Here is a 14146-nt window from a genome sequence, read left to right on the forward strand (position 1 = left end):
TGTTACTTGTTCTCTGCAAGAATGTCCGTGATATTCCGGAGAAGGAGATTGTTCCTATTGTGCCGGGAAAGGGCTATAGCGGCTGGGCGTCCGTCTTGGGGATCCAGACGGGGGTGTTCTGGAAGGTGCTGGCGTAGTACCAGGAGCCGCGTTCCGCGCGCAGGATGAGCGGCGTGGATTCCGGAAGGGTCATGAGCGCGGGGCTGCTCATGTCCGCGGCATGGCGGGCGGGTGTTTTTTTCGTGACTACGAGGAGGCGGTCTGGCGGGATGGATTCCGGCGTTTCCGGGTACATGATGTAGTTCATGACGGCGGCTACGGTAACCAGACCGCTGAGGGTGGCCAGGATGGTCAGCAGAACGCCGTGCCTGCGGGAGACGGTGAGAAGGGCCAGGAAGGTGAGCATGACGGCTCCGGAGAGGATGGCTATGGGCACCAGCGCATCATGGCTGATGTAGGTGAGCCACTGGTTTTCCGTGGTGTTCGGAGGAAGGATGGCCCCCTCCTTGCGTTCGATGAATTGGAGGTTGCTTTTCGCTTCCGTGAAGTATGGGGAGAGCTCCAGGGCTCGGCGGTAGTTGAGTGCGGCCAAGCCGGGTTTATTGAGGCGGTAGTAGGAGTTACCGGTGCCAAAGCAGGCGTAGGCGCGGGCCGATTTGGAGAGGTTCGGGTTTTCGCTTTGTTTATTGAAGTAGTCAATGGCTTTTGTGTATTCGCCCTGTTCATAGGCCCGGATGCCTGTTTCATCCGTTTCAGCGGCGTGTCCGGGCATTGCGGAGAGGGAGGCGGCCAGAATGGCGCCGAGCAGAAGCAGAGGGAGCTTGGCGATGGTTCTTTTTATGGATTGCAGTATGTTCTGGCGTTCCGCATGGGGAAGTTCGTCCACGGTGCCGGAAGGTTGGAAGGCTCTGTCGTCCCGGAGTTGAAGGATCGTTTTCATTTCTTCATTTTGTTTGGACGGAGGGATGTAGCTTTCTATGAAGTTGCCGGCGGCGCGCAGGAATTCCGTGGAGCTTGCCTGGCGCGGGGTGGAGGCGAGCTTTTTGAAGGAGCGCATGCGTTCCCTGGCCGTGAAGCTTTCCTTCTGCACTTTCCGGATGTAGCGGATCAGGGCCATGCCGAGCAGGACTACGGCGGGGATGTACGCCAGGAAGTACCATCCCCAGTGGGCCGGGGAAGTGAGGGTGTTCATGATGACGGCGGGCGCCATGCCGTAGATGTCCGTCATTTCCGCCACCGGAATGGTTCCTGCCGGCGGAGGTGTAGCGGGCGCGCCCGTTCCGGCGGAGGCTCCCGTGATGGCGGAGGCTTTCCATTCCAGCGGAATGGGGGCGGTGGTTACGGTTTTGTATTGCTGCGTGCTGGGGTCAAAGAAGGTGAGTTCGAAGGACGGGATGGCGTCCGTCTGGGCGATGGGGCGCAGCATTTGCTGGAATTCCACGGTTCCCTGTGTGGTGCGCGTATTCTGGCTGGGGTCCAGCTTGTTGGGCGGGTAGAGTTTCCAGTTGGAGGCATCCGTCAGCGAAGGGCAGTTGATGCTGTGAATGTTGCCCGAACCTTCCACCTTGATTTTAACAGTGATGGGTTCGTTGGCGCTGAGGTCCCTTGCATCCGTGCTGGCGGAGATGCGGAAGTTGCCTACGGCATTGGTGAAGGAGGCGGGGGCGCCTTCCGGCAGTTCCTGCGCGGTGATTTTCACTTCCGGTATGGCCATTTCCACCAGCATTTCCATACGGCTGAAACTGGCAATGAGCGGGTCCGCCTCCGGAAGGATGGCGCGGGCCGTGACGGTGCCGGATGCCGTTACTTCTCCGGCGCGCAGCGGGAAAAAGGCGCTCTGAAAGGTCATCACATTCCAGTTGACGCCCCGGTAGAGCACGGAGCCGCGGGGTTGACCCCGGAGCAGTTCCGCTAGGGTGGGTTCAAAACGCCATGCCGCCAGATTGGACGTAGTGATGGTGGGGATGGTGTATTCCAGAATGTGTTCCGGGGCGTAGATTTTCAGTTCGCAGCGGTCCGGTTGGTGAACGTAGGGTTTCTGGTTGTCCACATGCCACAGCATGCCGTATGGGACGGTGGTTCCGTTCATGTTCAGCGTGTTCCATTTGATGGCGCTGTACGGGTAAACCGTCAGTGTCTGGGGGGGCGTAGTATAGGTGCGGCCATTGTTCGTTTTCAGGGTCAGGGAGGGAATTTGCACGGTGCCCGCTTCATCCGGAGTAACTTCAATGGCCATCAGGAAGGCGGACTGGTTAGGAGAGCCCGGCCAGCGGATGTAGTTGCCCTGGCTGATCCAGTGCATGCTGGCTCCCTTTACTCTGGGGAGCGGGTCCTGGCGTCCGATGCTGCCGTCCGTCAGGATGATGAAGAGGCGGGTTTGTTCGCCCGGCACGACGGCGTCGGAAAGCCATGTGGTGACGACTTCCGCCATGGCCGTAAAGGTCATGCAGAAGAGAAGGGGGAGGATGGCGATCAATTTTTTCATCATGTTGCGGATGTGTTTGAAAGGTTGTTGTAGTGGTATGGACGGATCGGAGCTGAGGTTAATAGTCCTTGTCCGGCGGGTAGTCGGGAGAGCGCTGGGGCACGGGGCAGCCGGGTTCAATGTCCCGTCGTTCCATCAGGATGGCCCGGGCTTCCCGCCGTTCTTTTGCTTCCTTGCTTTCCTTTTGCACGGCTACGGGGACGGGTTTGCCGTCTTCCCCAGTGGGCTGAGGCTGAGAAGTGGAAGAAGCGGGAGTTTCAGGCAGCTTGTCTTTTTCCGGAGAGGAGGGAAGAGGCGTGTTTTTCATTTCGTCCTGCTTGTTCTTGTCCTGACTGCCCGGAGTATTCTGCTGATCCTTGTTCTGCTGATCCTTGTTCTGCTGATCCTTGTTCTGCTGATCCTTGTTCTGCTGATCCTTGTTCTGCTGATCCTTGTTCTGCTGATCCTTGTTCTGCTGATCCTTGTTCTGCTGATCCTTGTTCTGCTGATCCTTGTTCTGCTGATCCTTGTTCTGCTGATCCTTGTTCTGCTGATCCTTGTTCTGCTGATCCTTGTTCTGCTGATCCTTGTTCTGCTGATCCTTGTTCTGCTGATCCTTGTTCTGCTGATCCTTGTTCTGCTGATCCTTGTTCTGCTGATCCTTGTTCTGCTGATCCTTGTTCTGCTGATCCTTGTTCTGCTGATCCTTGTTCTGCTGATCCTTGTTCTGCTGATCCTTGTTCTGCTGATCCTTGTTCTGCTGATCCTTGTTCTGCTGATCCTTGTTCTGCTGATCCTTGTTCTGCTGATCCTTGTTCTGCTGATCCTTGTTCTGCTGATCCTTGTTCTGCTGATCCTTGTTCTGCTGATCCTTGTTCTGCTGATCCTTGTTCTGCTGATCCTTGTTCTGCTGATCCTTGTTCTGCTGATCCTTGTTCTGCTGATCCTTGTTCTGCTGATCCTTGTTTTGCTGATCCTTGTTTTGCTGATCCTTGTTCTGCTGATCCTTGTTCTGCTGATCCTTGTTCTGCTGATCCTTGTTCTGCTGATCCTTGTTCTGCTGATCCTTGTTCTGCTGATCCTTGTTCTGCTGATCCTTGTTCTGCTGATCCTTGTTCTGCTGATCCTTGTTCTGCTGATCCTTGTTTTGCTGATCCTTGTTTTGCTGATCCTTGTTTTGTTGGTCCTTGTTTTGTTGGTCCTTGTTTTGTTGGTCCTTGTTTTGCTGATCCTGCTGCTGTTGCTGTTGCTGTTTTTTCTTTTCTTCTTCCAGCTTCTTTTTCAGTTCTTCCAGTTGCTTGCGGTATTCATCCAGCTCCTTGTCGTAGCGGAGCATTTCCTCCTTGTTGGCGGCGGCTCCTTCATGGGAGCGGTGGGCGGAAAGGGCGTCGTCGAAGCGTTTGACGGCTTCCTTGACGTGTTGTTTGGCTTCCGGTATTTTAGCCAGCCGGGCGTCGATTTTCTTGATCTGGTCGTCGATGGAGGCAGCCTGGGGAGGGGTCTGTTTTTCCTCCGGCCTGGAGAAGGTCATGGCCGTTTTGGCCTTGGCGGCTTCCATGTTGCCGAGGTTGAAGTGGGAGTCCGACTGAAGACTTCTGTTGGGAGACAGGAGCGCCTGGGAGAATGCTTCCGCCGCTTCCTTGGGATTGCCGGCCTTTTGCTCCAGGCAGCCTTTGGCGAATTCCAGGGCCTGGCGCGTTTCTTCCGGCAGGTCCGACAGGGCGATCATGCCGTCTATGGCCTTGACGGCTTCTTTCGTCTTGCCCGTGCGGATCAGGTCAGTGACGTTGTCCAGCATGGCGGTGTCCGCCCGGGCTTCCGTGCCCATCAGACCGGTGCAGAGCAGGGTCGTTCCGGCCAAAAGCGCCATGCCGCGGCGTGAAGAACGGCGGAAGGAGCGCCAGCGGGTTCCGGCAATGAGGGTGAGGATCAGGCAGATGAGGGCGGGAACGGCAAAGATGATGTAGCGGTCATTCGGGATGCGGCGCGTTTCTTCTTTTCCTTCCGTCACGTCCAGCCGTTCCGCAATGTCTTTGACGAAGCGGTTGAGGGCGGCTCCGTCCGAGAGCTGCACGTATTGGCCGTCCGTCTGGTTGGCCAGGTACTGCAGGCTGTCCGGATTGAGCCGGGAGACGACGTGCTGCCCGCGGCGGTCGCGGTACAGCCCGGAGGGCGAGTTGTCATCAGGAATGGTGGTGCCGATGGTGGTGCCGATGCCGGCCGTGACGATGATGAGCTTGCTTTGCCTGGCGGCTTCCGCGGTTTTATAGGTGACGTTGACCGTGTCTTCCCCGTCGCTCAGGATGACCAGGGCGTTTTTGGAGTCCGCCTCCTTGTCGCGCTTGAAGGTTTGCAGGGCCAGGCGCACGACTTTTTCCAGGTTGGTGCCTCCCTGGGAGACCCATCCGAATTGGAGTTGTTCAATGGTTTCCTTCAGTGCGTTGTGGTCGTGGGTCAGCGGCATGAGCAGGACGGATTCCCCGGAGAAGATGATGATGCCGAAGTTGTCCCCCGGCAGGGCGTCCAGCAGGTCGTAGGCGGCGGTTTTCGCCCGGCCCAGGCGGGACGGGGAGGCGTCCTTGCTGAGCATGGAGCGGGAGCAGTCTATGGCGATGAGGATGTTGCGCGATTTGGGCACTTCCTTTACTTCCGTGTAGCCGTCGATGGGGCGTGCGATGGACAGGATGCAGAAGACGGCCGCCAGCACGGAGAAGATGACGGGGAGCACCCGGTGCCAGGAGGCCGGCGCGTGGACCAGTTCATGCCTGTAGTCCGGGGAGACCAGCACTTCCCATTTTCTGGAGCGGCGGCGCCACAGCCACCATGCCGCCGCTGCCAGCAGGGCGGGGAGGATGAGCGCATACAGAACGTTGGGATAGAGGAATGTCATGGGAGAAAGGGTGTGTTACGGGGCCGGGGTGGGTTTGAGCACTTGCAGGGACAGCCCCAGGAGCGTCAGCGCGCCGCCTGCAATGAGGAAGTACATGAAGTATTCTTCAATATGGCGGACGGTATGCACCTTGGCCTCGCTTTTTTCCAGTTTTCCGATGGAGGTGAACGCCTTGTTGAAGGAGGCCATGTTCTGGGCCCGGAAGTGTTCGCCGCCCGTGATCTGGGCTATTTTCCGGAGCGTGGGTTCGTCGAATTCGCTTTGCACCACCATGCCGTTGGCCAGAGTGCCATTTTCCGTGCCTACGGCAATGGTATAGATTTTGATGCCCAGCTTGGCCGCGTTTTCCGCCGCCACCAGCGGGGATATCTGACCGGAGTTGGAGGCGCCGTCCGTGACCAGGATGATGATTTTGGATTTGGTGTCCTTCCGGTCGTCCAGGCGTGTGGCCGCCGCCGCAATGGCGGAGCCGATGGCCGTGCCGTCCGCCTGGATCATGCGGAGGTGGAAGTTGTGGATGATTTCATTGACCAGGGCGTGATCCAGCGTCAGGGGGCAGAAGGATTTGGTTTTTCCGGCAAAGCCGACGATGCCGATGCGGTCGTCCGGCCTGCTGTCCACGAATTGGGTGATGACGTGCTTGGCGGCCACCAGGCGGTTGATGGGCATGCGGTTGAGCACCATGTCCGGCGTGTCCATGGAGTAGGAGAGGTCAAAGGCGATCATGATGTCAATCCCGTTGACGGTGCGGAAGCTTTTGTCTTCCACTTTTTGCGGGCGCGCCAGCGCGATGGCGATGGCGGCGGCGGCCAGCACGAAGCAGACGGCCCCGATTTTCCCGGCCAGGGAATGGGGAGTGCGGGCCAGGGGCGCGATGAAGCGCACCGTGGGGTAGGTGATGGAACCTTCCGCGCCGCGCCTGCGGCGGAGGATCAGGAGGCACAAGATGAAGGGAAGGACGTAGAGCCATTCAGGTTGTGCGAATTGGAAGTGTTCCATCATGGTGGGGTCAGCGTTGGTTGGTGCGTGCAGAAGGTTTTTTGACGATAAGGTCCGTTTCCTCCTGCGTGGTGCGGGAGGCCGCGTCTATGTCGTTGATTAATTGGACTGTCCTGTCCGCCAGTTCGTTGACCATGGAGTCGTTTTCCGGGGTGTCCGGCTCGTATTTCAGGACGGCCATCCGGTCCAGCAGGTCGCGCGTGGGGCCTTGCAGTTCGGTGGAAAGTGCCGTGAGGGCATCCGCCCGGCGGTTGAATTCCTGCTGGGTCTCGTACAGGGCCGGGTCTTTGGTTTCCCCCACCAGGAATTTTCGCAGGATAAGGGAGAAGTCCACGGCGGCCTGCCTGAGGGACGGGTGTGTTTCCCGGAGCATGGTGATGTCCCTGACGGCGGACTGGGCCGGGGTCAGGGGGGCGGGGGCCGTGCGTCCTTTTTTGCGGATGAGCAGGATGACGGCGGCGGCCACGGCCAGCAGGATGGCGGCCAGCGCAAGCCAGATTCCCCATGTGTCCCAGAAGCCCGCATGAAGGTAGGCGTCCGGGGCCTGCGTTTCCATGAGGGAAGGGAAGACGGGCGGTTCCGGAATGGCCGTGGGTGGTGGCTGGAAGGCGGTTGGTGCAGGCATGGCGGAAGGAAGGGAGATTTAGCGGGAGAATTTACGGGACCTCCGGGCAAAGAGGGCCTGAAGCGGCGGCATGAAGTTGTCCGTGGTCCGGAGGTCCAGGAAGTCAATGCCCAGGCGGCGGAAGTCCTGCGTCCATTTTTCCCGGTGCAGGTGCACGGAGTTGGCATGGGCGTCCCGGACGTCCTGCCGGGAGAGGTTCAGGAACATGTTTTTGCCCGTTTCCGGGTCTTTCAGGATGACGCGCCCGGCGTCCGGCAGGTGAAGTTCCATGGGGTCCGCAATGCGGATGGGAATGAAATCGTGCTTGAAGTTGAGCTGGCCCAGGGCCGCCTTGTTGTGTTCTCCCCAGAAGTCGCTGATCATGATGACCATGGCGGCTTTTTTCTGGGAGAGGACGAGCTGCTGCGCTACCTCGGAGATGCCTTGGTCCGCCCCGTCGTTTTCGCTGGCCACGATTTCACGCACGATGCGCAGCGTCTGTTTCATGCCCTTGGCGGGGGGGATGTAGCGGGACTGGCGTCCGCCGTAGATGAGCAGGCCGCATTTGTCCCCGCTCTGAGCCGCGCTGAAGGCGAGCACCGCCGCGATTTCCGCCGCGTAGTCCAGTTTGGAGGCGCGGGGGGAGGCGGAGGAGGCATAGTGCATGGAGCCGCTGACATCCACGGCCAGAATGACGGCCTGCTCCCGTTCTTCCCGGAAGCGGCGCACATACGGGGACCTCATTCTGGCCGTTACCTTCCAGTCGATGAAACGGGGATCGTCCCCCGGCATGTATTCCCGGAAGTCGTCAAAGTCCAGTCCCTGGCCGCGGAAGCCGGACTGGTACTGTCCGGCAAAGTTTTCCGTGGCCAGGTGTTTGGCACGCAGTTCAATGCGGCGTACGCGCTTGAGAATGTCTGAAGCTTTATCCATGAAGTGGTCCTCCCTGTTTGGGGGCAGTCAGGTCCGGCAGGGTATCCGCCTGATGCGGTCCGGATGGAAAAGCGGGCGGGGTGCGCCCGCCTTGGGCCGTCACGGTACGGGGACTTTCGTCAGGATGTGGTCGATGACGTCGTCCGTGGAGATGTTTTCCGCTTCCGCCTCATAAGAGAGCAGGATGCGGTGGCGCAGGATGTCATGGGCCAAGTCCTTGATGTCCTGCGGGGTGACGAAGGAGCGGTGGTGCACGAAGGCGTTGGCGCGGGAAGCCAGGGCCAGGTTGATGGTGGCGCGGGGGGAGGCGCCGGCGCGGATGAGGCCGCGCAGTTTCACGTCCACCGTTTCCGGGAAGCGGGTGGCGCGCACCAGGTCCACGATGTAGCCACGCACGGCGTCGTCAATGTAAATCTGGTTGACCAGGTCACGGGAGGCGGCCACCTGTTCCGGCGTGGTGACCGGGGAGGTTTCCGGGGGCCTGGCGGAGCTGGCCATCAGGTCCAGCACCTGGAGTTCCTCCTCACGAGAGGGGTAGGTGACCACTACCTTGAAGAGGAAGCGGTCAAGCTGAGCTTCCGGGAGCTGATAGGTGCCTTCCTGGTCAATGGGGTTCTGCGTGGCAAGCACGAGGAAGGGGTCCGGCAGGCGGTAGGTTGTTTCCCCCAGCGTTACCTGGCGTTCCTGCATGGCTTCCAGCAGGGCGGACTGCACCTTGGCGGGGGCGCGGTTGATTTCGTCCGCCAGGATCAGGTTGGCGAAGATAGGCCCTTTTTTGGCCGTGAACTGTCGTTCTTCCGGGTTGTAGATCATCGTGCCCAGAAGGTCGGCGGGCAGAAGGTCCGGCGTGAACTGGATGCGGGCGAATTGCGCGTGCAGCGTGCCCGCGAGTGCCTTTACGGAGAGAGTCTTGGCCAGGCCGGGAACACCTTCAAGCAGGACGTGCCCCTTGCAGAGAAGACTCAGGATCAGTCTGTCAATCAGGGCCTGCTGGCCGATGACCACCTTGCCTACCTCCGTTCGGAGAGCAGAAATCCACGATGAGTTCGCGGCGATAATTTCGTTGAATTCTTGGGTGTCCATGGTTCTCTAATAGCGGGTATGACAGTCTGTCAGGGAATTGCGTTGAAAAATTCCCGTTATTTTCCAAGAGCGAATCCGGTTTTCAGGAGGAGGTCCTCCCGGAAGTGGGGCGCCGTCATCTGGAAGCCGATGGGGAGTTCCGCGCCGCCTTCCTTTACGGAACCGCAAGGGACGGAGATAGCGGGCAGCCCTGCCAGGTTGGCTGGGATGGTGTAGATGTCCGCCAGGTAGGTCTGGAGGTGGTCCAGTGCGGAGTCCCCGATTTTGGGAGCGGGGGCCGGAGAGGTGGGGCCCACGATGATGTCCGCCTTTTTGAAGGCTTCCGCAAAGTCCCTGGCGACCAGAGAGCGGACTTTCTGCGCACGGGAGTAGTAGGCGTCATAGTAGCCGGAGCTGAGTACGTAGGTGCCCAGGATGATGCGGCGCTTGACTTCCGGGCCGAATCCTTCCTCCCGCGTTCTGGAGAAGAGTTCCATGAGGCCATTGACGTCCTGCGCCCGTTGTCCGTAGCGCACGCCGTCAAAGCGGGAGAGGTTGGAGGAGGCTTCCGCACAGGCGATGATGTAGTACGCGGCTACTACGGCGTCCGCATGGGGCAGGCGGATTTCCACGAGTTCCGCGCCCAGGCTTTCCAGCTGGCTGACCGTGTTCCGTACGGCTTCCGAGACGCCCGCATGGTTGCCGGAAGTGAAGTATTCCGCGGGAATGCCCACTTTCAAGCCCTTTATGTCCTTTCCCAGCGCGGCTTCAAAGTCCGGCACGGGCTGGTCTGCGGAGGTGGAGTCCTTGGGGTCGTGCCCGGAGATGGCCTGGAGCAGGATGGCGGCGTCTTCCACCGTTTGAGCCATGGGGCCGATCTGGTCCAGGGAGGAGGCAAAGGCCACCAGACCGTAGCGGGAGACGCGCCCGTAGGTGGGCTTGAGGCCTACGATGCCGCAGTGACCGGCGGGCTGCCTGATGGAGCCGCCCGTATCGGATCCCAGCGCGGCAATGGCCGTTCGCGCCGCTACCGCCGCAGCAGAGCCGCTGGAAGAGCCGCCGGGGATGTGGTCCGAAGCGTTCGGGTTGCGGGTGACGCCGTAGGCGGAGTTTTCCCCGCTGGCGCCCATGGCGAATTCATCCATGTTCGTGCGGCCCAGGGGAATGCCGCCGGCTTTTTTCAGAAGGCGGACGGAGGTGGCGTCGTACGGGGCCGTGTAGGGGGAGAGCAGGCGGGAGGCGCAGCGCGTCGGCTGGCCGAGAATGCTGATGTTGTCCTTGACGGCAATGGGGACGCCCGCCAGCGGACTGCTTACGTCCGCCGCGGCCGCGGCCCGCAGGGCCGCCTCCCGGTCAAAGGAGATATAGGCGTTGGTGGTCCGGTCCGCCTCAATGGCGTCCGCCGTCAGGTTGACGAGTTCGGCAGGGGTGAGTTCCTTGCGGCGCAGGCGGTCGCGCCATTCGGCCAGGGTGCCTTGGATGCTTGACATGGAAAGAAGAGAATAAACGGTTGAAGCGTGAAACAGGGAGGAATCAGGCGGATTCCACCACCTTGGGCGTGCGGAACTGGCCCTGGGACTGCTGGGGGGCGTTGGCAAGGGCCTCTTCCTGGGAAAGTCCGGGCTGCGGCTCGTCCTTCCGCATGACGTCCATGGCCGGCAGGGGATGGTTCATCGGGGCGACTCCCTCGACGTCATAGGATTCCAGCTTGGTGATATAGGCGAGGACTTTGTCCAGATCCTGGGAAAAGAGGGCCGTTTCCTCTTCCGTCAGGTCGATTTGCGCCAGCCGGGCAATGTAGGCTACGTCGATTTGAGGCGTACTCATGGGTGGAGAGCGTGTGGTGCGGGTGAAGTCATGGGAGGCGGGTTTACTGCTGTTCCAGCAGGCGGATGATCCAGCAGAAGGAGGCGGCGATGGCGCAGATGAGCAGCCCCAGGAGCATGAAGTTTTCCCTCAGTTCCCGGCGCATGTTCGTGGCGCGGCCGTCGCGGGCCACCACGGCGCGCAGAGCGCGGTTCTGGTTGCCTTCCCGGATGCGGTCGGGCGGAGGCATTGTGTTGCGGTCCAGCCGCATGCGGGTCTGCGGGGCGGGGCGTTTGAGAGAGGCTTCCAGTTCCTGAATGCGGAGCTCGATTTCACGGGAGGCGCGGTCCAGCTCTGCCAGTTCGGAGGAACGGCGCTTGGCTTTTCTTTTGATCATGATGCGGAGGGGCTGAAGATCCAGATGAAGAAGAGGATAATGAGGGCAATCAGGAGCAGGGGAAGATGGAAGGAAAGGCCCTGAAGGAACTGGGTCATGAATTCGCGGGCGCTGATGCGCACCTTGCTGGAGCGGCGCACGCCGGTAAGCACCTTGGTGTGATGCATGCGGGCGCACTGCTGGACGGCATCCGCAAATTCCTCCTCGCAGCGGTCAACGACCTGCTGACTCTGGTTGATCAGGTTTTCCGTGTTTTCAATGGGCCATTCGTCGGGACGCACGGTGCTGAGCATTTTCAGGTTGCGGGTCAGCGCCATGTGGATCTGCTCCAGCTCGTTGCTTTCCTGGCGCAGGCTTTCCACTTCACGGCTGATGAGATCCGCGGCGTTCACCATGCGGTCGCCCAGTTCATTCTGCTGGTCCATGAAGCGGGCCTTGCGCATATGGATTTCCTCCAGGCGGCGCCGGGAGTTTTCCACTTCCTCTTTTTCCCGCCTCAATTGTTCCAGCCTGAGCTGGGCCTGTTCCATGTCGGAATCCACCTGGTCCTCTGGATGGGGCGTGTAGCCGGGTTCGGCGTCCATGCGGCGGTATTGGGCGTTGCTAGGTCTCATATGCGGTAAAGAATGTGCTGGCGGCCCGTCTTCCAAAATTGCCGCCCTGCGGGCTCTTGGCGGGAACGGGCAATCCTTGCGCGTGCCATTATTTAACTTTGACAAAATAAATCAAGCCAAGAAGACGGCAAAAAGAGATTTTTCCCCAGGGATGCGGCTCATTAGGGGCGTCCGGAACATTTCCCCCGGATGACCGTGGCGGCAGGGCGCGGACGGCCTGCCGCGGGGCATTCCCGGCGGCTTTCCGCCAAAGGTGCGCTCCGCATGCTTTTTTTATGGTCAAGGACATGGAATTGCTGGTATGTAAGAGACATGCAGTCTGACACGATAGAGTGTAAGCCGACAATGTGGTTCACCGGCCGGGCACTGGTCATGGCCCTGATGTTCCTGGGGTTCGGCGCGTATTTCTATTATGATGCTGTTTCCGGCTATCCGCGGAAGAATCTGGAGTACTTCATGCACAAGACTTTTGTGGATGCCGGAGCCCTGTTTGACCGGGAAGGCCGCCTGAACGGAGCCGGCAGCGGAGAATGGGAACGTACCGTCCAGTCCCGCATGGTGGAATTCCCTGAAGATTATGAAATTCCTGCCGGGGTGGACAGGAAAGGCACCCCCTGGCCCGCCGTGCTGGCGGATTACGACCTGATGTCCGCGCCCGGCAAGGGATGGAGCGCCGCGTGGCAGGCTTATTCCGCGGAAAGGCAGTATCCGCTAAAGCCCGTGGAGCAGCCGTACGACGGTTCCAAGATTTTTGAACAATGGGTGGCCGGCAGCATTTGCATGGCCCTGGCGGCGGCGGCCCTGTTCCTGCTGGTGAGAACCCGCGGCAGGAAGATGGCCCTGGAAGACGGCCGGGTGACCGCTGCCGGCAGGCAGTTCCGGGTGGAGGATATTGCCCGGCTGGACCTGCGCAGGTGGAAGATGAAGGGGCTGGCCCATGCGGTGCTGAAGCCGGAGTGCGGTAAGGCGAGAGTAAGGCTGGACGGCCTGACTTACGGGGGCTTCCGCAAGGAGGATTCCCCCAACAATGCGGAGGATTTCATGAAGGCCCTGCTGGCGCGCTACCAGGGAGAGGTGATTGATTATGAAGAAGCTCCGGAGGCGGCAGAAGTTTCCTTGCCAAAGAAGAGCGCTGATGCCAATACGGATCATGATGTATGAGTAAGATTTCCCCCCAGGCAAAAAACGGGCGTGACCGGGCGTTTGGCGTGGCCTGCTGGACATTGGGCGGAATGGCCTTTGTGCTTCTGCTGATGGTAGGCGTTTCCTTCAGCCTGTCCGGCAGGACGGTAGTGGTTGAAAAAGTGGTGCAGGTTCCTGTTCCGCAGCCGGTTGTCGTTGCGCCTCCTCCGGTCTCCGCCGGAACCGGGGATGACGCGGCCGAAGAAGGTCCTGCCGCGATTTCCGACCCTCCGAATTCTGTGGTAAGACCGCGTTCCGTGGAGGAAATGCTCCGGGCAGCGGATCTGGCCGACCCGGAGGAAACTCCTTCTGCGGTTTCCGCTTCTCCTGCGGGCAATGCTGAGGCGGTTTCCTCCCAGCCTGCGCTGCCGTCGGAGAACCCGGACGACGTGATGCCGGCCATGACCGAGGAGGTGGCGGCTCTCGTCAAGGCCGCCAGATATGCCCAGATAGAGGGAGATCTGAAAGTGGCGGTGCTCAAGCTGGAACAGGCCATGAGGCTGGAGCCCGACAACCCGGTGGTGCTTTATTATTACGGCCTGACCTACGAATGGCTGCGGAATGCGGACAAGTCCCGGGAATTTTTCCTGAAAGTGTACACCCAGCGTGAGAAGGCGGGAAAGTATTTTTCCAGGGCGGCCAAGCATCTCCAGGCCGGCTTTTCCAGAGCCGCGGACATGCGCGGCGACATATCCTTCGGGACTATTCTGGAATACCGGGATCCGGAATGCAGGAGCGGGGAGCGCGTGAAGCTGACGGTCCCCATCCTCATGAAGGACGGATTGAACGTCAGGCCGGAAGACCTGCGCATCATTATCCAGTTTTTTGACGAGGTGAACGGGAAAAAGGTGGAAAAGACGCGTGCTCAGGAATTGCCCTACGCGTGGGTGACGGAACCCGTAGACTGGGCGGACGGGGAGGAAATCATGGAGATGACCTACTACATGCCCCCCCTGACGGAAGAGGAGACGATCGCTTTCGGGAGCCTCAAGTATTACGGTTATACCGCCAAATTGTACTACAAGGGCGAACCGATGGATTGCCAGGCCTCCCCTCCTGTGTTATTCTTGCTGGAACAAATGAAGCAGAGCGCCCCCTCCGGCATGCCCGAGCTTTACGACGGTGGCCTGCTTCCCCCTGTGGATGCCGCCCCGGTCTCCGATTCCTACGACTCCCTCCTGCCTCCCTGATACCC

At 60.0% G+C, this 14146-nt stretch carries 12 protein-coding genes; 2 read left to right on the plus strand and 10 right to left on the minus strand.

The annotated features are described in order from the left end of the window. Positions 1-73: 73 nt before the first annotated feature. The 10 genes from OQH67_RS10485 to OQH67_RS10530 form a co-directional block, all read right to left on the minus strand. Complete coding sequence (locus OQH67_RS10485) at positions 74-2488, minus strand: tetratricopeptide repeat protein (RefSeq protein WP_215436821.1); 2415 nt, start codon at positions 2486-2488, stop codon at positions 74-76. A 55-nt stretch (positions 2489-2543) separates the two neighbouring features. Continuing rightward, positions 2544-5354 carry a vWA domain-containing protein gene (locus tag OQH67_RS10490; RefSeq protein WP_265145501.1) on the minus strand — a complete coding sequence of 937 codons (2811 nt, stop codon included), beginning with the start codon at positions 5352-5354 and terminating at the stop codon, positions 2544-2546. 15 nt (positions 5355-5369) lie between these two features. Next, the gene (locus OQH67_RS10495; protein ID WP_067951829.1) at positions 5370-6356 is read right to left on the minus strand and encodes a VWA domain-containing protein; all 987 of its coding nucleotides are present in this window, start codon (positions 6354-6356) and stop codon (positions 5370-5372) included. 7 nt (positions 6357-6363) lie between these two features. Continuing rightward, positions 6364-6978 (minus strand): hypothetical protein, encoded by a 615-nt coding sequence (locus tag OQH67_RS10500; RefSeq protein WP_215437793.1) that lies wholly within the window; start codon positions 6976-6978, stop codon positions 6364-6366. Between the two features lie 18 nt (positions 6979-6996). After that, entirely contained in the window at positions 6997-7890 is an 894-nt protein-coding gene (locus OQH67_RS10505; RefSeq protein WP_215437796.1) for a DUF58 domain-containing protein, read from the minus strand. A gap of 99 nt (positions 7891-7989) precedes the next feature. Beyond that, positions 7990-8973 carry an AAA family ATPase gene (locus OQH67_RS10510; RefSeq protein ID WP_130084694.1) on the minus strand — a complete coding sequence of 328 codons (984 nt, stop codon included), beginning with the start codon at positions 8971-8973 and terminating at the stop codon, positions 7990-7992. A 56-nt stretch (positions 8974-9029) separates the two neighbouring features. After that, positions 9030-10442, minus strand: coding sequence for an Asp-tRNA(Asn)/Glu-tRNA(Gln) amidotransferase subunit GatA (gene gatA / locus OQH67_RS10515; protein WP_215437803.1), 1413 nt, complete (start codon positions 10440-10442; stop codon positions 9030-9032). A 43-nt stretch (positions 10443-10485) separates the two neighbouring features. Then, positions 10486-10779: an Asp-tRNA(Asn)/Glu-tRNA(Gln) amidotransferase subunit GatC gene (gene gatC, locus OQH67_RS10520; RefSeq protein WP_067572190.1), complete on the minus strand. Its 294-nt coding sequence runs from the start codon at positions 10777-10779 to the stop codon at positions 10486-10488. Positions 10780-10822: 43 nt separating this feature from the next. Beyond that, positions 10823-11155, minus strand: coding sequence for a hypothetical protein (locus tag OQH67_RS10525; RefSeq protein ID WP_067572192.1), 333 nt, complete (start codon positions 11153-11155; stop codon positions 10823-10825). Then, positions 11152-11769: a hypothetical protein gene (locus tag OQH67_RS10530; protein WP_215437805.1), complete on the minus strand. Its 618-nt coding sequence runs from the start codon at positions 11767-11769 to the stop codon at positions 11152-11154. The genes OQH67_RS10525 and OQH67_RS10530 overlap by 4 nt, the downstream gene beginning before the upstream one ends. A gap of 345 nt (positions 11770-12114) precedes the next feature. On the opposite strand from OQH67_RS10530, the gene OQH67_RS10535 reads away from it, so the two are divergent. Together OQH67_RS10535 and OQH67_RS10540 are read left to right on the plus strand one after the other, a co-directional pair. Next, on the plus strand, positions 12115-12930 hold the full coding sequence (locus OQH67_RS10535) for a hypothetical protein (RefSeq protein WP_215459034.1): 816 nt from the start codon (positions 12115-12117) through the stop codon (positions 12928-12930). Further along, entirely contained in the window at positions 12927-14141 is a 1215-nt protein-coding gene (locus OQH67_RS10540) for a tetratricopeptide repeat protein (protein ID WP_215437811.1), read from the plus strand. Before OQH67_RS10535 ends, OQH67_RS10540 begins: the two co-directional genes overlap by 4 nt. Positions 14142-14146 lie beyond the last annotated feature (5 nt).

Source organism: Akkermansia biwaensis (assembly GCF_026072915.1).
Taxonomy (GTDB): Bacteria; Verrucomicrobiota; Verrucomicrobiia; order Verrucomicrobiales; family Akkermansiaceae; genus Akkermansia; species Akkermansia biwaensis.